Here is a 15906-nt window from a genome sequence, read left to right as displayed (position 1 = left end):
CCGCGTCCCGGCACTGGGCCGGCAGTCTTCGCGCCGCCGGCCGCCCAGGCCAGGCGCTCGCGCTGCCGAATGCTGCCCCGTCCGGCTGGCGGCTCAATGCCTGCCGCCGTTGGCCCCGCCGACCGCTGCCCGGGCCGCGCCCCGGCACAGGCCGCCCGGTTCACCTCCGCCTCGGACCGCCGCGACCGGTTCGGCCGGGCGCAGGCCTGCAGTCTTCGCACCGCCGCCAGCCCAGGCCAGGGGCCCGCGCTGCCGAATGCTGCCCCGCCCGGCCGGTGGCCCAACGCTTGCCGCGTTCGCCCCGCCGACCGCTGCCCGGGTCCCGCCCCGCCACCGGGCCGCCCGGCTTCGCACCGCCGACCGGTCCGGCCTCACACCGTGACCCGCAGCTCCTTCAACCCGCGGATCACGAACTCCGGCCGCCGCGCCGGCGTCTCCGCCAACCTCAACCCCGGCAGCTTCTCCGCCAACGCGCTCAACGCGGCCCCGATCTCCACCCGAGCCAAAGGAGCACCCACGCAGTAGTGAATCCCCATCCCGAACCCGAGATGCGCGTTCGGCGTCCGGCCGATGTCCAACCGGTCCGGCGAGCCGAACACCTCCGGATCCCGCGCCGCGGCACCCAGCAGCGCGCCGATCTTGTCGCCCCGCGAAACGACATATCCGCGAATCGACACATCCTCGGTGGCCGTCCGCTCGAACAGCTGCAGCGGGGCGTCGAACCGGATCAGCTCCTCCACACACGAATCCAGAAGGGCAGGTGAAGCCAGCAGACGCTCCCACTGGTCCCGGTGCGTCAGCAACGCCGTGATCCCGTTGCCGAGCACGTTCACCGTCGCTTCGTGGCCCGCCATCAGCAACAACACCGCGGTGGCCACCAGCTCGTCGGGCGTCAGCTCGCTGCGCAGGAGGTCGCTGACGATGTCGTCGCCCGGGGCCGCTGCGCGGGCCGAAGCCACCGAGCGGACGTACGACACGAACTCGGCGGAAGCCTGCTCGGCGGCGTCGCGGTCCGACTCCGGGCGGCCGAACTCGTACATCTTCACGATGGCGTTGGACAGCTCGACCATCCGCGGCCCGTCCGAGCCCGGCACGCCGAGCAGCTCGGCGATCACCGCGACCGGCAGGGGCTGGGCCAGGTGCTCCAGCAGGTCCGCGCTGCCGTCGGTGGCGATGGCGGCGGCGAGGTCGTCGACCATGTCGGCGGCCAGTGAGGCGACCATCGGCCGCAGGCGCTGGACGTGGCCGCGGCCGAACGCGCCCGCGATCAGGCGGCGGAGGCGGGTGTGGGCGGGCGGCTCGTTCTCCAGCAGGGAATTGCGGTGCAGGAGGTTGAACGAGGCGAACCGCTCCAGCGGCTGGGCGTCCTGCCAGATGCGGCCCAGGCCGCGGTGGCGGAGGACGGCCGACGAGGCCGCGTGCGATACCGCGATGGCCATGCCCAGGCCTTCGTGGAAATGGACGTCGCCTTGGGCACGGAGGGCGGCGAAGGCCGGGTACGGGTCTTCGAGGAACTCGGGATCGCGGGGGTCGAACACGTCGCGAGACTAACCCTTCGATAGCGTTCCAGGCCGAGCCAGAGGAGGCAGCAGTGGGCAAGGGCGCGCGCAAGAAGGGTCCCAAGCAGGCGGCGGACCGCAAGCCGAAGGTGCGCGACGTTTTCGTCGGTCAGCCCTTCGAGGGACTGGCGGCGGAGCCCGAGCTGATCGCGCTGCGCGAGTTCGTGCCGTCCGCGACGGCCAAGCTGACTCTCGCCGACGGTGGGGACGTCACGCTCGGCACCGTGCTGCCGATGGCGGCCGCCGCGTTCGTGCGGTCGGACGGGGAGCGCTACCTCGGCCTGCAGGTCCAGACCCGCTCCTCCGACATCAGCCGGGACCTCGGCCGGTCGCTGAAGTGGCTGCTCGACGCCAAGGAGGGCGACGTCCTCGGCGTGCCGGACACCACCACGCCGCCGTCCGCCGACGAGCACGCGCGGCTGCAGGACCTGCTGACGCCGGGTGCCGAACTCGACGTCACGCTGCACACCGACTTCGCGTGGTGGCTGCCCGAAGACGCCGACGCCAGCGGGGACGTCGCGGTGTCGCTCGAGCGCGCGAACGCCGCCATCATGCCCACCGAACGGCTCGGCGCGGGTGCCTACTGGGTCCTCGCCGGCGAGAAGGCGCACCTGCGCTGGGTGCGGCCGGAGCCGGAGAACCTGCTGCTCCAGGCGCTGGCGCGGCTGTCCGCGGCCGGCGAGCTCGGCCTCGGCGAGGGCACGCGGTACGCGGGCTCGTTCCGGGCGCACGGCCTGTTGGTCCCGGTGTGGGACCTCGACCCCGAGGCCCACGCCCGTGAGTGGGCCGAAGCGAAGGACGCCCTCGGCGCCCGGCTCGAGACGGCGCTCAAGTCGCTCGACGACGAGCCGCTGAACGCCACCGAGCGTCGCGCGCGGGACGGGCTCATCGGCCGTCAGCTCACGCTGCGCTGATCGGCGCTCACCGGGTGGTCCGACACTCGGTGAGCGTTCAACCAGGGCTTTTGTGGCGCACGAGACACCGCCGACCGAACGCGCCGGTGGGACGATTCTCGGCGTGATACTCCACATCTGCGGGGCGGCCGACTGGGCCGAGGTGGGCGAGGGCGGGGAGTACCGGCCGCCGTCGCTGGACGACGTCGGGTTCATCCACTGCTCCGACTTCGGCACGGCGCACCTGCCGGCCGACGCGCTCTACCGGGGGCGCACCGATCTGGTGCTGCTCGAGATCGACCCGGGGAAGGTCGGCGTCCCGGTCCGCTGGGAGGACGGCGAGCCGCCGCACCCGGCCGGGGTCCGGTTCCCGCACGTGTACGGGCCGCTGCCGTACTCCGCGGTCGTCGGCGTGCACGAGTTCGGCGAGGTGGACGGCGGGGGATTCCGGCTGCCGTCCGCGCTCGCGCACCGCTGACGTGGGCAGATCGAACCGTCCGGATTCGGGCGGGAACGCAGGCAACCTGAGGGGGCTGTGATGCGTGTTGGGGGAGAAAGCGAGTCGGCTTCTGGCTGTCCGACCCCGATGGGAGGCGATACGGTGACGGCTGCGGCACCCGTCTTCACCGGGGGAGATACGTGGGTGGCCAGCGCAGGCCGAGGGAGGGCCGCGACGTTGCCCGGCGAGCTCACCGACTTCGGCGACTTCGTGCAGGCCACCCTGCCGGGGCTGCTGCGGTACGGCCACGCGCTCACCGGCAACCCGCACGACGCCGCCGACCTGGTGCAGACCGTGCTGGAGAAGATCGGCTCGCGCTGGCACCACGTGCACGAGAAGACCGGCGACCCGCTGGCCTACGTCCGCCGGTCGATGGCGAACGCGCACGTCAGCCGCTGGCGTCGGACGCGGCGCGAAAACCTCGTGGCCGACCTGCCGGACACCAGCCCGCACGTGCCGGCCGACCCGTTCGAGCACGAGCCGCTGTGGCGTGCGTTGCGGACGCTGCCGCCGAGGCAACGCGCGGTCATGGTGCTGCGTTACTACGAGGGGCTCTCCGAAGCGGAGATCGCCGGGGCTCTCGGCGTCACGCAGGGCACCGTCAAGAGCCAGGCCAGCAAGGCCATCACGTCGCTGCGGATGAAACTCAAGGCGACCGACAACGAGGGCGAAGGGAGTGACGCGGGTTGAACATCTCCGAGGACGAGCTGGAGCAGCGCCTGCGCGCGATGTTCGCCGACGAGCGGCTGGACCTGCCGCCGCCCGGGGACGCGAGCGCGGCCATCGTCGCCGGTGCCGGACGACGTCGTCGTCGGCGCCGGAACCTGCAGGCCGTCACCGGGGCCGCCGCGGCCGTGGTCGTCGTGGCCGCCGGGCTGACGATGGTCCGGATCCACACCGAGGACGGCACCGCGGTGATGTCCGCCGACGGGACCGACATCAGCGTCAAACCGCCGGAGAACCTGACGCAGGGGCGGCCGCCGCAGCCGTCGACGCCGGGGCCGACCGGTACCCAGAGCATCGAGGTTGCCGCGCCGCCGGGGACGACGACGCCGAAGCCGTCGCGGCCGGTGTCTTCGCACCAGCCGACGGCGCTGCCGAGCGTCTCGACCGGGCCGCTGCTCGCGGCCGACGGCTTCGGGCGGCTCAAGCTCGGCATGTCCGAGGCCGAGGTCACCGCGCAGAGCGTCACGCTCAGCGAGGCGCAGACCGGGGCGAGCTGCACCGTCTACAAGGCGGACGGCAGCGGGGTGCCCGCCACCGCGAGCGTCGTCATTTCGAAGGTGGTCGGGCTCGTGGTCGTCACCCCGGACGTCGTCGCGCACACCGCCGAAGGGGTCGGCGCCGGAGCCACCAAGGAGCAGGTGCTCGCCGCCTACCCCACGGCCAAGGACGAGACCGGCGGTGTCGTCGCGCCGGCGAGCGCGGCCGCCGACTACCACTTCCTGCTCGGGGACGCCGGGGTCGCGCAGACGAGCCTGATGAGCGTCAACCAGGACTGCGCCGGCTGATCGGCCGGCGCACGCGGAAGCCCGGGCCATCCACAGGGGGAGGGCCCGGGCTTCCGGTTTACCGTGGTGGGTCCATCCATGCCCCCGCCGCCACCCTCAACGGAGGCGCTTCGCGCCGCTGTGCCGACCTAGCCCTAGAGCGCGCCGCCGGCCACGGGCGGCATCTGCGAGTCGGTGCCGCCGTCACCGACCGACTCGCGGTGGAGGTGGTTTTCGACCTCGAACAGGTTGCCGTTCGCGCGCTTGACGAGGTTCAGCAGGGTGCTCATCTGGGAGATCTCCTCGACCTGCTCCTTGAGGAACCACTGCGTGAACTGCTCGCTGATGTAGTCTTCTTCGGCCCGCGCCGCCTTCGCCATCGCGGAGATGTCGACGGCGACCTCCTTCTCCTGCGCCAGCGCCAGCTCGATGAGCTCGGTGACGCCCGAGAATTCGTTGCGCACCTCACCGGTGCCCGGGATCTCGACGTGGTGGTCGCGGTCGAGCATGTACTGCACGAGCGCCATCGCGTGGTTGCGCTCTTCGACGGACTGCTTGTAGAAGTGCTTCGCCAGCTGCGGCAGGTCCTCGGCGTCGAACCACACCGCGAGCGCGATGTACTGCTGGGACGCGTTGAACTCGTTGTGGATCTGCGCCTGCAGCAGTTCATAGAACTTCGAGCGCGGTTCTTTCTTCTTGGTGAGGGCCATGTGGATCAGAATAGGTCAAGATTGGCGAAAAGACCACTCGGTACTGGTGATCTACCCCCTATTAGGGTTACCATTCCTAAAGTAGACAGACCTTATTTAAGTAAGCCTTCCCTAAATTGTCGCGCGCATTTAGGGAAGGCTTACTTCATTTATCGCAACGGTTCGCGGTGGATCGGGCACGACATGCAGCGCGGCCCGCCGCGGCCGGAACCCAGCTCGGAGCCCGCGATCGGCAGCACCTCGATGCCGGCCGCCTCGAGCCGCTCGTTCGTCTCGACGTTCCGCTCGTAGCCGACGACGACGCCCGGGGCCAGTGCGAGCGTGTTGTTGCCGTCGTCCCACTGCTCGCGTTCGGCGGTGACCGGGTCGAGGCCGGTGTCGATGACGCGCAGCCGGTCGATCTCCATCGCTTCGGCCGCGGCCACCAGGAACGGCGCCGGCCCGGCCACCTTCACGCCGCCGTCGCCGGTCGGGCGCAGCGTGAACGCCGTGAGGGAGTCGCGCGCCAGCGGGTACATCACGACCGCGTCGGCGTCGACCATCGTGCACACCGTGTCCAGGTGCATGGTCGCGCGGGACTGCTCGATCGGCACCGCCAGCACGGTGTGCGCGATGCCGTCGGCGAACACCGAGCGGGCGAGGGACTCGGCGCCGGCCGCCGTCGTGCGCTCGCCGACGCCGATCGCCAGCACGCCCGGGGCCAGCAGCATGACGTCGCCGCCTTCGATCGGCGCGGAGTGCGCGCCGTACGCGCGCGCCGCGTGCCGGAACCGCGGGTGGTAGGCGTAGATCAGGTCGAGCACCGCGGTTTCCCGGCGGCGCGCGGGCATGGTCAGCGACGAAACGGCGACCCGGTCGGCGATCCACGCCGACGAGTCGCGCGTGAACAGCAGGTTCGGCAGCGGGTCGACGGCGAAGTCGTGCGGGTGGTTCATCATCCGCACCAGCGACGCGCCCTCGGCGGACGGCAGCTCCTCGAACGTCATCCCGGCCATCAGCACCTCGGCGAGGCCGGGCGCGCTGACACCGGACAGGTGCGACCGCAGCGAGTCGGCCAGGTCGCCACCGAGCCGCCGGTCGTCGACGGCCGCGTGGACGCCCGCCGCGTGGGCGCGGTCGTCCTCCAGCGCGGTGCGGAGCGCGTCGGCCAGCAGCAGCACCTCGACGCCGCGGCTGCGCAGCACCTCGGCGAACGCGTCGTGCTCGGCCTGGGCCCGGTCGACCCACGGGATCGAGTCGAACAGGAGCTGGTCGTTGTTGCGGGGCGTCAGCCTTTTGAGCTCGTTGCCGGGCCGGTGCAGCAGCACCGCGCGCAGGGGTCCGACTTCGCTGTCCACCCGGGGAGGTGTCGTTTCGTCGTTCACCACCCGATCCTATTCACGGCAGCCAGGAAACGTGACCTTTGAGCAGCGAATACCCGACGAACGAGACGAAGTCGAACAGCGTGTGCGCGGCCACGAGCGGCCACAGCCGGTTCGTCTTCTGCCACAGCCGCCCGAACACCAGCCCCATCACCAAGTTGCCGACGAACCCGCCGAAGCCCTGGTACAGGTGGTACGACCCGCGCAGCACGGCGGCGCCGAACGCCGCGTTGTTCTCGCGGACGCCGAGCTGCCGCAGCCGGGTCAGCAGGTAGCCGACGACCAGGACCTCCTCGGCGAAGGCGTTGCCGAACGCCGACAGCGTCAGCGTGACCGGCCGCCACCACGTGTCGTTCAATGTGGACGGTTGCACCGCCAGGCTGAAGCCGAGGTGGTAGGAGATGAAGTAGAGCGCCAGGCCGGGGATCCCGATCACCGCGGCGAGCCCGAGCGTCAGCAGCGCGTCGCGGCCGGGGGTGCGGCGGTCCAGCCCGACCTGCGCGATCTTGATCCCGGCGCGCCACAGGAAGTACAGCCCGAGCGCACCCCAGCCGACCAGCTGGGCGGCCGAGAGCAGCTGCTTGAGCAGGTCGATCAGGCTCGCCGCGGCCTGGGGCACGTTGAGCTGGACCTGCTGCTGGGCCAGCGGCGCCGGCTGCAGCAGCGAGTCCACAAGGGACAGCAGGCTGCGCACGCCGGAGAGGCCGAGCGTGATCCCGAAGACGATCACCAGCTCGATCTTGATCGCGCGGCGCTCAGCCGGGTCCTCGATCGTCCCGGGGAACTCGGGGCGGGCCGGGGCCAGCCACGATCGCGCGGTGAACGTCATGCGCGCACGCTACCTTCGGGGTATGCCGAGGAGCATCGCCACCAACGAAACCGTCGACCGCGCCGCGCTCGTCGAGTTCCTGTCCACCCGCCACCGCGCGATCCTGCTGACCACGAAGGCCGACGGCGGGCCGCAGCTCTCGCCGGTCACCTGCGGGGTCGACGCCGAGGGCAGGCTGGTCATCTCGACCTACCCGAAGCGCGCCAAGATCGTGAACATCAAGCGGAACCCCCAGGTCTCCGCGTGCATCCTGTCCGACGAGTGGAACGACCAGTGGGTGCAGCTCAACGGCACCGCGGAAGTGCTGGACATCCCGGATTCGGTCGAGCCGCTCGTGGACTACTTCCGCGCCATTTCCGGCGAACACCCGGACTGGGACGAATACCGCGAAGCCATGGTCAAGCAGGGCAAGAGCATCATCCGGGTCACCATCGAGAGCTGGGGCCCGCTCGCCAAGGGCGGCTTCCCCGCCGAACTAGCCTGACGCGCCCCGCAGGAACGGGCAGCCGACCAGCCGCCGCAGCTCCATCGCGAGCTGCGGCGGGCTGTCGACGGACTTCGAAAACGCCAGCCGGACGTCGTGGTCGCCCGCCTCGGACTCGACGCGCAGCCGCAGCCCGAACCGGTCGAGCCCGAGCGGGCGGATCCGCCCCGCCCGCAGGTCCGCCGGCAGGTGCTTCGCCAGCTGGCCGACGACGTCGGAGTGGTCGCTTTCCAGGTGCCGCAGCCACTGGGCCTCGTAGTCGTGGAACGGGTCCGGCGGCGCGGCGCTGAACATGTGCGGGCGCAGCGAGTGCGTGCCCTCGGCGTCGGCGAGCACGAGCGACGCCGGGGTGAGCCGCAGCAGCGTGACGCCGTGGCCGACGTCGAGCAGGCGCTCGTCCGGGCGCGATTCGGCGATCGCGATCGCCCGCGCGCGGGCGGACACCGGCGAGAGCGGCCGCAACCAGCCGGTGATCCACAGCAGCCCGCGGATCGGCTCGCGCAGGGCGACCGGCGCCTGGTCGGCGAGCTCGACCAGCACGGCCAGCTCGCCGCGCTGGGTCTGCTTCGCCGCGCCGACCATCGGGTGGTCGTCGGGCAGCAGCACGCTCACGCTGCCGCTGTGGTGCACGTGGTGCAGGACCGGGACGACGCGCTCGCCGTCGAGGCCGGCGCGTTCGCAGGTGGGCACCCATTGCTCTTGGGGGTCCTGGGGGCTCGCCCCCGGCTGGGGCCTGGGGTTCGACCCCAGGGTGCGCAGGGCCGCCGGCCCGTTGCGAGTGGCGATCGTCTTCGCGCGCTCGGCGGGGTTCGGTGCCGGCGGGCGGCGGATGGATGTCGGTGCCTCGGTCACGGCTCACCTCCTACTTAGGTGAGCCTAACCTGAATTCCTCGGTCTGGGTAGTCACCCGGGTCGCGGGAGGCGTTCCGCTGAACGGAGTATCCGGTAACGCCGGTGACCGATTCACCGAAAAGCCGTTGACCAAAGCCGACACGGTGGGGGCCCAGCGTGCAGATCGTCCCGGTTCCCGAACGCGTGCCCGCGTTCGAACTCGATCCCGCGATGCCGTCCGGCGCGCTGCCGATCTTCGGCGAATACCTCGACCGGATCGGCCGGAGCACCGCGGACCAGCGGCTGCTGTCCTGGCTCTTCCTGGTGTTCGGGGTCGCCCAGTTCTTCACCGGCGCCGGCGTCGCGCTGCCGGTGGGCACGCTCGCGCTGGCCGGCACGGTCGAGGCGTGGTGGCTCCACCGCGCGTACGCCCACGTGCCGGAAAAGCGGCTGAAGCGGGAAGCGTTCCGGCAGGTGGACGTCACCGCCGACGGCCTGGTCGTGGCCGGCCGGACGGTCGGCGTCCGGCTGCCGGACGGCCGCTGGCTGCGCGTCCGCCTCGACGAGGCCCACCGGCTGCTGCTGGCCGGCCACCGCCGCGTCTGGCTGCTGGGCCGCGGCCCGAAGGTGTTCGTCGGCTTCTCCGGGCTGGTCCGCGTTCGCCGCGCCCGGGTGCACGAGACGCCGCCGCCGGGTGCGGTTGCGGTACTAGCCCCGGCCGGCTCGGGCTCGCCGCGCCTCGACCCGGTGCTCACCGCGCACCGCCGCCAGCTTGCCCGCGAACTGCGCACGACGGCCGCGTTCCTGCTGGTACTGGCCGGTTTCGCGCTGTGGGTCCGGCTCGACTTCCCGGTCATGGGCTGGATCGCGTGGGCGTTCGCGGCGGGGGCGCTGCTGGGCGCGCTCGCGACGGGCCTGCGTTCGCTCGCCCACCGCCGTCCGCTGCCGGCCGACCACTGGACGGAACTGCGCGCGGTCCTGGACGGCCCGGTCCGCATGGGCCGCCGCGGTTCGGCGCGGTTGAGCGGCCTGACGATGCTGGCCGACGGCACGGTGGTCGCCTTCCGCCTGCCGAAGGCGGACCCGTCGATGGCGGCGAACATCGCGGCGACGGGCCGCCTGTGGATCGCGGGGGTTCCCCGCCCGGGCGCGGCCCGGACGGGCCTGCCGGGCTACCCGGTGCTGGGCACGGTCTGGCTCGGCTGACCCGGCCACCACGCCTCGGCTGCCCGCGTTCCCCTGCCCAAGTGGGTCCGCAGCGCCTTCAGCGCGGGGTGCGCGTCGTCCCGGCGCCAGATCAGCGAATGCGGGTAGACCGGCACCGGCCGTTCGAGCTTCACCCGCCGCAAGTCGTACTCCGCGGGCCACCGCAGCCGGGCGCCCGTGGGCAGCAGCGTGGCCACCTCCGCCGACTTCGCGATCGTGTCGAGCACGACCTCGGTACCGAAGTTCGGCCCGGCCGCGTCGATCGACAGCCCGAACGCCGTCGCGAACGCCGCGTAGTAGGCACCCCACTCGGTCCCGGGCACCATGCCCGGCAGCCAAAGCCGGTGCCCGGCCAGCTCGGCCGGCGTCACCGAAGCCGACCCGGCCAGCGGATGACCCGGGCCGCACAGCAGCTCGATGGGCTCGTCGAACACCCACTGCGCGTCGAGGTCCGGCGGCACCTCCACGAGCGCGCGGAAGGTCGCGTCGATCGAAGCGTTCCGGAGCGCGGCGACCGCGGTGTCGAAGAGGGTCACGACCTCCAGCGCGATCTCCGGATGGGCCTCGTGGAACTCCCGCAGCAACGTCGCCGGGCACAGGCGCCTGCCGATGACGTCGACGCGCAACGGTCCGGTCCGCACCGAAGCGAGCGCTCGCGCCTCCGCCGAAAGCAGCTCGCGCGCGTGCGGCAGGAATGCTTCGCCCGCTGCCGTCAGCCTCGCGCCGCGGGCGGTGCGGGTGAACAGCCTCGCCCCGAGCGTCTTCTCCAGCGTCGCGATGCGCTTCGAGACCGCCTGCTGCGTGATCGACAAATCCACCGCGGCGTCCTGGAAGCGGCCCGCCGCCACGGCGGCCATGAAGGTGCGCACTGCGTCGAGGTCCACGGCGACCGACTCTAGGTTCACAACGCCGCGTTGTGGCTCGCCGACGCGTCGGTTGTTTGCGCCGCCCACCCACTCCTCGCTTTGATCTCCCGGTGATGCGCAGGCGGCTCGGGCGGCGGTTCCGGTGGTTGTGGACGGCTTACGCCGTGAGCGCGTTCGGCACCTGGCTCGGGTTCGGCGCCTTCCCGATGCTCGCCATCCTCGTGCTGCACGCCGGTCCGGCGGCGGTGTCGGCGCTCGCCGCGATCGGGCCCGCCGTGGGGGCGCTCGTGGCCGTCCCGCTCGGGCCGTGGGTCGACCGGCGCCGCAAGCGCCCGGTCATGGTGGCCATGGACCTGGTCCGGTTCGGCGCGCTGCTCAGCGTGCCCGCCTGCTACGCGCTCGGCGTGCTGAGCTTCGGCCAGCTGCTCGCCGTCTCGGTGGTCGTCGCCGCGGCGGACATCACCTTCACCTCGGCGAGCGGCGCCTTCCTGAAGGGGCTCGTCCCGCCCGAAGACCTGCTCGTCGCCAACGGCCGGTTCGAGTCGACGAACTGGACGGCCACCGCGCTCGGGCCGCCGCTCGGCGGGGCCGCGTTCGCGGTGCTCGGGCCGGTGACATCGGTGGCGGCCAACGCCGCCAGCTTCCTGCTCTCCGCGCTCGGGCTCCGCGCGATCGGCGGGGACGAGCCGCGCCCGCGCACCACCGAGCGCCCGCGCGCGCGGGACCTGGCCGACGGGTGGCGCTTCCTGCTGGCCCACCCCGGCCTGCGTCCCCTGCTCTTCAACACGATGGTCTTCAACGGCCTGGTCATGGCGACCGAGCCGCTGCTCGCCGTGCTGATGCTGGGGGAACTCGGGCTCACGCCGTGGCAGTACGGGCTCGCGTTCGCGGTGCCGTGCCTCGGCGGCCTCGCCGGCTCGCGGCTGACCCCGCGGCTCGTCGCGCGCTTCGGCCGGCACCCCGTGCTGCTGACGTCGGGCGCGGTCCGGGCCTGCTGGCTCCTCGCGCTCGCCTTCCTGCCCCACGGCACGGGCGGGCTGGTCTTCGTCATGGTCGTCGAACTGGGCCTGATCGTCAGCTGCAGCGTGTTCAACCCCGTGCTGGCCACCTACCGGCTCGAACAGCTGCCGCCGGACCGCGCCGGCCGCACGCTCTCGGCGTGGTCGGTCAGCACGAAGGCGGCCATCGCCGCGCTGACCGCGGTGTGGGGCGTGCTCGCCGGCGTCACGGGTCCGCGGGTCGCGATCGGGATCGCCGGCGTCCTCATCCTCGCGACGCCGGTGCTGCTGCCGCGGCGCGACCGGACGCCGGTCGCCGTCTAACCCAGCGACTTCCGCGTCGCCTGCTCGGTCTCCAGCACGCCTTGGCGGATGCCTTCCAGCTGGTCGCTCAGCTCCCGCACGGCGCCGGTGTCCACGGCGAAGTCCGTCGTCGCGGCCGTCAGCTCGGCGACCCGCGCCACCAGGCTGTCCAGGCCGAGCGCGCCGGACTGCAGCTGCGCCAGCAGCTTGTCGCGTGCGCCGGAGAGCCGCGCGTGCACGTCGGCCTGGGCCTGCACCGCCGCCAGCGCCTGTTCGAGGTCGCCGCGCACTTCCGCGCTCGCCGAGCGCAGTTCGCGGTCCAGCCGGCGCCGCTCCTTCCCGACGGCGTCGAGGTCCACCCGGGACAGCGCCTTCCCGGTCGCCGACGCGCGGCCGGCCAGCCGCTGCAGCGTCACCAGCGTCTCCTGGACCACCGGTTCCATGTCCGCGACGCGGTCGGCGAGCGGACCCGAATCGAGCGAGTCGCTGAGCGAGCCGAAGCCTTCAGCCGCGCTTTCGGCCCGGCGCAGCCAGTTCTCCTCGGCCGACCCGGGCGCGACGTCGAGCACGCGCGCCGCACGCTGTTCCGGCTCCTTCTCGCGGGTCGCGACGGCGACGCCCGCCCGCGCGGCGAGCACCGCCACCCCGACCCCGACGGCGGCGACGACCGGCAGCTGCACGGCCCAGGCCACCCCGGCCGACGTGACGGCGAACAGCAGCCCCCACGGTTCGGCGAGCTCACGGGCGAACTTCATGACCGGCAGGATCTCAGAAATTCGAGATCACGGAGGTGAAGACCTGGTTGATCGAGTCCGGTTTGGACGAGTCGTACTCCGATCCTTCGGTCGCCTCCGCGATCCGCTTCAGCACGTCCTGGTCGGCGTCCGAGCCGTAGGCGATGGTGAACAGCCGGACCGTCTCCGCGTTGCCCTCCGGTCGCAGCTGCGGCAGCAGGTGGTCGAGGTCGACGCCGCCGGGATCCTCGTTGCGGCCGTCGGTCAGCACGACGACCGCGTTGATCGCCGCCGGGTCGAGGTGCGCCTTCAGGTACTCGTACGCGGCCTGCGACGAGTCGTAGAGCCCGGTGCCCGCCTGCGGCGTCAGCCCGCTCAGCCGCATCGCGAGCGTCTCCTTGCCGCTGTTTCCCAGCGCCTGCAGCGGGACCAGCTCCTGGTAGTCCTTATCGCCGTCGAGGTGGGTGGAGAACTGCCAGAGCCCGACCTGGTCCCGCGGCACGAACTGGCCGAGCGCGTCGATCGCGGCCTGCTTGGCCAGGTCGATCTTGCTCTTGCCGGTGCCCTTCACCTCATCACCCATCGAGCCCGAGACGTCCACGACCAGCAGCACGTTCGCCTTCTTGCGCAACTCGGTCCACGACGCCAGCAGCTTCGACAGCACCGTCGGGGACGGTGGCCGGATGAAGTTGATCTTCGCATCCGGCTGGACACCGTTCTGGGTCGTCACCTGCGGCCCCGGCTTGCCCTCGAACGACCGGAAGCCGAGCGCGGCGAAGCGCTGCTGCGTCTCCGGGCCGCGCAGGTAGCCGAGGAAGTCGGCGGCGATCTGCTTGCGCGTCGGGTCGGCCCAGTTCAGCGTGACGAACGGGTGGTCGGAGTTGAGCGTGCCGTCGGCCGGGTACAGCGCGACCAGCGGCACCTTCGGCGGCGCGTGCTGGCCGACCTTGGCCGGGTCGTTGGTCGGGTTGCCCAGGTTGTAGCCGATCAGCGAGTTCTCCTCGACGGTCACCGCCGAGATGTAGGACAGCGCCGCGCCGCGGTCGTCGGCCTTCTGCAGGTTCGTCAGGAAGGTGAGCGTGTTGTCGCCGTAGTGCACGATCGCCTGCTCGATGTTCGTGACGAACTGCCGGGCGTCGGGCTTCTCGAGCGCGGCCGCGGTGAGGTCGGACGACGTGCCGGTGGCCGCGTAGTACGCGCCGATGGTGGCGTTCAGGCCCGCGGTCGAGATGTTCGGGTTCGTCTTGCCGAGCCGGAACCTGCCCCACTCCGGGTGGCCGTACTTCGCCCAGCCCGCCGGGTCGGTGGCGAGCGTGGCGAGGTCCTTCCAGCCGATCGGCTTGGCCGGCCAGCCCAGCGCCTCGGCCATCGGCTTCGGCATGGCGACGGTCAGCGGCGAGTTCGCGACCGACTGCGGGTCGCCGTCCGGCACGATCGACCCCGTGTCGCCCTTGGCGTTGACGCGCAGCAGGTTGACCCAGCCGCTCGCGGCCGGCGTCCAGACGTCCGGGCGCGGGCCGTCGGTGGCCTCGTTCCAGCCGTTCGCCAGCGCCTGCATCGCGATGCCCGACGACTTCGATTTCACGACGACGTCGACGCAATGACCGGCCACGGTCCGGCCGGAGTAGGCCTTCGCGGCTTCCTGGACGATGCCGGCCTTTTCCGGTGACGAAGCGATGTTCAGCGCGACGGCGTCCGAGCCGGTGCACTTCGGCGCCTCGGCCTCGTCACCCGAGTCGCTGGTCCAGGCGCGGATCCCGATGATCAGCCCGGCGGCGACCACGATCGCGGCCAGGAACGGGAGAATCTTTCTCTTTCGCCGTGCTGGTTGGGAATTGATCATCGAACCCTCCCCGTTCCGCCACCGGAAATTTCATTATCCGGCAGCGGAACGGGAACGGGACGGTAATTCGGGAAACTTGACTATCCCTTGGGTCCGCGGCGCGACCACGTCCACGCGTACCCGGGGTCCTCGGACGCGTCGGCGGCCTCGCCGAGGTCCAGCGGCGCGAACGTGTCGACCATGACCGCGGTCTCGTCGAAGAACTCCGCGCCGATCGACGCCTCCGCCGCGCCCGGCTGCGGGCCGTGCGTGAACCCGGAGGGGTGCAGCGACAGCGAGCCGACGCCGATGCCCGAGCCCTTGCGGGCCTCGTAGTTGCCGCGCACGTAGAACATCAGCTCGTCGGAGTCGACGTTCGCGTGGTTGTACGGCACCGGGATCGAGTCCTTGTGGTAGTCGACCTTCCGCGGGCAGAACGAGCAGACGACGAAGTTCGGGCCCTCGAACGTCTGGTGCACGGGCGGCGGCTGGTGCACGCGGCCGGTGATCGGCTCGAAGTCGTCGATGTTGAACGCCCACGGGTAGAGGCAGCCGTCCCAGCCGACGACGTCGAAGGGGTGCGTCGCGTACGTGTAGCGCGTGAGGCCCGCGCGGTGCCGCACGAGCACCTCGACGTCCTCGCCGTCCACCACGAGCGGCGACGACGGCCCGCGGATGTCGCGCTCGCAGTACGGCGCGTGCTCCAGGAACTGGCCCTTCGCCGACAGGTACCGCTTCGGCGGCCCGATGTGGCCGCGCGCCTCGAGCGTGAAGAGGTTGACCTCGCCGTGGGGGACGACGCGGTAGGTGCACGACGTCGGGATCACGAGGTAGTCGCCGTCGCCGACGTCGATGCTGCCGTAGATCGTCTCGACCGTCGCGGAGCCGCCGTGGACGTAGAAGAGCTCGTCGCCGGCCGCGTTGCGGTACAGCGGGCTGGGCGCGGTCGCGGTGACGAAGCCGATGGTGACGTCGTTGTTGCCGAACAGCCGGCGCCGGTCGGTCACGGCGTCGGTCTCGCCGCCGAACTTGAGCTCCTGCGTCTTGAAGGCCCGCGGCTTGAGCGGCAGGTTCGGCGTCAGCGAGCCGCGGTCCTCCTCGACCGCAACGGCGTCGACGATCGCCGTCGGCAGGCCGCGGTGGTAGAGCAGGGCGGAGTCGGCCGAGAAGCCCTCGACGCCCATCAGCTCCTCGGCGTAGAGGCCGCCGTCCGGCTTGCGGAACGCGGTGTGCCGCTTGTGCGGGATCTCGCCTACTTGCCGGTAGTAAGGCATCGCCGTGCCCTCCAGACGTGTCCGCTGTGCGGACGATTTTGTCCTCA

General features: G+C 71.8%; 16 protein-coding genes. 7 read left to right on the top strand and 9 right to left on the bottom strand.

The window, feature by feature from the left end; all coding sequences use genetic code 11:
• Window positions 1-371: 371 nt before the first annotated feature.
• A complete protein-coding gene (locus AB0B33_RS23080) occupies window positions 372-1538 on the bottom strand; it encodes a cytochrome P450 (protein ID WP_360775093.1) in 1167 nt (388 codons plus the stop codon).
• A gap of 53 nt (window positions 1539-1591) precedes the next feature.
• Between AB0B33_RS23080 and AB0B33_RS23075 the strand changes: the two genes are divergently transcribed.
• The 4 genes from AB0B33_RS23075 to AB0B33_RS23060 all read left to right on the top strand — a co-directional run bounded on the left by AB0B33_RS23075 (window position 1592) and on the right by AB0B33_RS23060 (window position 4462).
• Window positions 1592-2473, top strand: a complete 882-nt coding sequence (locus AB0B33_RS23075; RefSeq protein WP_360775090.1) for a DUF5926 family protein — start codon at window positions 1592-1594, stop codon at window positions 2471-2473.
• Window positions 2474-2576: 103 nt separating this feature from the next.
• A complete protein-coding gene (locus AB0B33_RS23070; protein ID WP_360775087.1) occupies window positions 2577-2930 on the top strand; it encodes a DUF952 domain-containing protein in 354 nt (117 codons plus the stop codon).
• 198 nt (window positions 2931-3128) lie between these two features.
• Window positions 3129-3641, top strand: coding sequence for a SigE family RNA polymerase sigma factor (locus AB0B33_RS23065; protein WP_360775467.1), 513 nt, complete (start codon window positions 3129-3131; stop codon window positions 3639-3641).
• A complete protein-coding gene (locus tag AB0B33_RS23060) occupies window positions 3638-4462 on the top strand; it encodes a hypothetical protein (RefSeq protein ID WP_360775084.1) in 825 nt (274 codons plus the stop codon). The genes AB0B33_RS23065 and AB0B33_RS23060 overlap by 4 nt, the downstream gene beginning before the upstream one ends.
• A 134-nt stretch (window positions 4463-4596) precedes the next feature.
• On the opposite strand, the gene AB0B33_RS23055 is transcribed toward AB0B33_RS23060, so the two are convergent.
• The 3 genes from AB0B33_RS23055 to AB0B33_RS23045 form a co-directional block, all read right to left on the bottom strand.
• Entirely contained in the window at window positions 4597-5151 is a 555-nt protein-coding gene (locus tag AB0B33_RS23055) for a ferritin (RefSeq protein WP_247015986.1), read from the bottom strand.
• A 149-nt stretch (window positions 5152-5300) separates the two neighbouring features.
• Complete coding sequence (locus AB0B33_RS23050) at window positions 5301-6488, bottom strand: arginine deiminase (protein WP_247025419.1); 1188 nt, start codon at window positions 6486-6488, stop codon at window positions 5301-5303.
• Window positions 6489-6528: 40 nt separating this feature from the next.
• On the bottom strand, window positions 6529-7341 hold the full coding sequence (locus AB0B33_RS23045) for a type II CAAX endopeptidase family protein (RefSeq protein ID WP_247015984.1): 813 nt from the start codon (window positions 7339-7341) through the stop codon (window positions 6529-6531).
• A gap of 22 nt (window positions 7342-7363) precedes the next feature.
• On the opposite strand from AB0B33_RS23045, the gene AB0B33_RS23040 reads away from it, so the two are divergent.
• Entirely contained in the window at window positions 7364-7825 is a 462-nt protein-coding gene (locus AB0B33_RS23040; protein WP_247015982.1) for a PPOX class F420-dependent oxidoreductase, read from the top strand.
• On the opposite strand, the gene AB0B33_RS23035 is transcribed toward AB0B33_RS23040, so the two are convergent.
• Window positions 7817-8677, bottom strand: a complete 861-nt coding sequence (locus AB0B33_RS23035; RefSeq protein ID WP_360775080.1) for a DUF2470 domain-containing protein — start codon at window positions 8675-8677, stop codon at window positions 7817-7819. The genes AB0B33_RS23040 and AB0B33_RS23035 overlap by 9 nt on opposite strands.
• A gap of 156 nt (window positions 8678-8833) precedes the next feature.
• Here AB0B33_RS23035 and AB0B33_RS23030 point away from each other — a divergent pair, with 156 nt between their 5' ends.
• Window positions 8834-9862 carry a hypothetical protein gene (locus AB0B33_RS23030; protein WP_360775078.1) on the top strand — a complete coding sequence of 343 codons (1029 nt, stop codon included), beginning with the start codon at window positions 8834-8836 and terminating at the stop codon, window positions 9860-9862.
• Here AB0B33_RS23030 and AB0B33_RS23025 read toward each other — a convergent pair.
• The gene (locus tag AB0B33_RS23025) at window positions 9829-10746 is read right to left on the bottom strand and encodes a LysR family transcriptional regulator (RefSeq protein ID WP_360775076.1); all 918 of its coding nucleotides are present in this window, start codon (window positions 10744-10746) and stop codon (window positions 9829-9831) included. The two genes, AB0B33_RS23030 and AB0B33_RS23025, sit on opposite strands and share 34 nt — an antisense overlap.
• A 92-nt stretch (window positions 10747-10838) precedes the next feature.
• On the opposite strand from AB0B33_RS23025, the gene AB0B33_RS23020 reads away from it, so the two are divergent.
• Window positions 10839-12050 carry an MFS transporter gene (locus AB0B33_RS23020; RefSeq protein ID WP_360775073.1) on the top strand — a complete coding sequence of 404 codons (1212 nt, stop codon included), beginning with the start codon at window positions 10839-10841 and terminating at the stop codon, window positions 12048-12050.
• On the opposite strand, the gene AB0B33_RS23015 is transcribed toward AB0B33_RS23020, so the two are convergent.
• The 3 genes from AB0B33_RS23015 to AB0B33_RS23005 form a co-directional block, all read right to left on the bottom strand.
• On the bottom strand, window positions 12047-12784 hold the full coding sequence (locus AB0B33_RS23015) for a hypothetical protein (protein ID WP_360775070.1): 738 nt from the start codon (window positions 12782-12784) through the stop codon (window positions 12047-12049). The genes AB0B33_RS23020 and AB0B33_RS23015 overlap by 4 nt on opposite strands.
• Before the next feature lie 13 nt (window positions 12785-12797).
• Window positions 12798-14606: a substrate-binding and VWA domain-containing protein gene (locus AB0B33_RS23010; protein WP_360775068.1), complete on the bottom strand. Its 1809-nt coding sequence runs from the start codon at window positions 14604-14606 to the stop codon at window positions 12798-12800.
• A gap of 80 nt (window positions 14607-14686) precedes the next feature.
• Window positions 14687-15859 (bottom strand): homogentisate 1,2-dioxygenase domain-containing protein, encoded by a 1173-nt coding sequence (locus tag AB0B33_RS23005; protein WP_360775065.1) that lies wholly within the window; start codon window positions 15857-15859, stop codon window positions 14687-14689.
• Between the last annotated feature and the right edge of the window lie 47 nt (window positions 15860-15906).

The organism is Amycolatopsis sp. NPDC049159, from assembly GCF_040648295.1.
In the GTDB taxonomy this organism is placed as follows: domain Bacteria; phylum Actinomycetota; class Actinomycetes; order Mycobacteriales; family Pseudonocardiaceae; genus Amycolatopsis; species Amycolatopsis pretoriensis_A.
This window is presented reverse-complemented; position numbering and strand designations above follow the sequence as displayed.

Coding starts and splice junctions, on each gene's coding strand:
- AB0B33_RS23010 (WP_360775068.1), bottom strand. CDS start 14,606: ATGATCAATTCCCAACCAGCACGGCGAAAGAGAAAGATTCTCCCGTTC.
- AB0B33_RS23045 (WP_247015984.1), bottom strand. CDS start 7,341: ATGACGTTCACCGCGCGATCGTGGCTGGCCCCGGCCCGCCCCGAGTTC.
- AB0B33_RS23015 (WP_360775070.1), bottom strand. CDS start 12,784: ATGAAGTTCGCCCGTGAGCTCGCCGAACCGTGGGGGCTGCTGTTCGCC.
- AB0B33_RS23005 (WP_360775065.1), bottom strand. CDS start 15,859: ATGCCTTACTACCGGCAAGTAGGCGAGATCCCGCACAAGCGGCACACC.
- AB0B33_RS23040 (WP_247015982.1), top strand. CDS start 7,364: ATGCCGAGGAGCATCGCCACCAACGAAACCGTCGACCGCGCCGCGCTC.
- AB0B33_RS23055 (WP_247015986.1), bottom strand. CDS start 5,151: ATGGCCCTCACCAAGAAGAAAGAACCGCGCTCGAAGTTCTATGAACTG.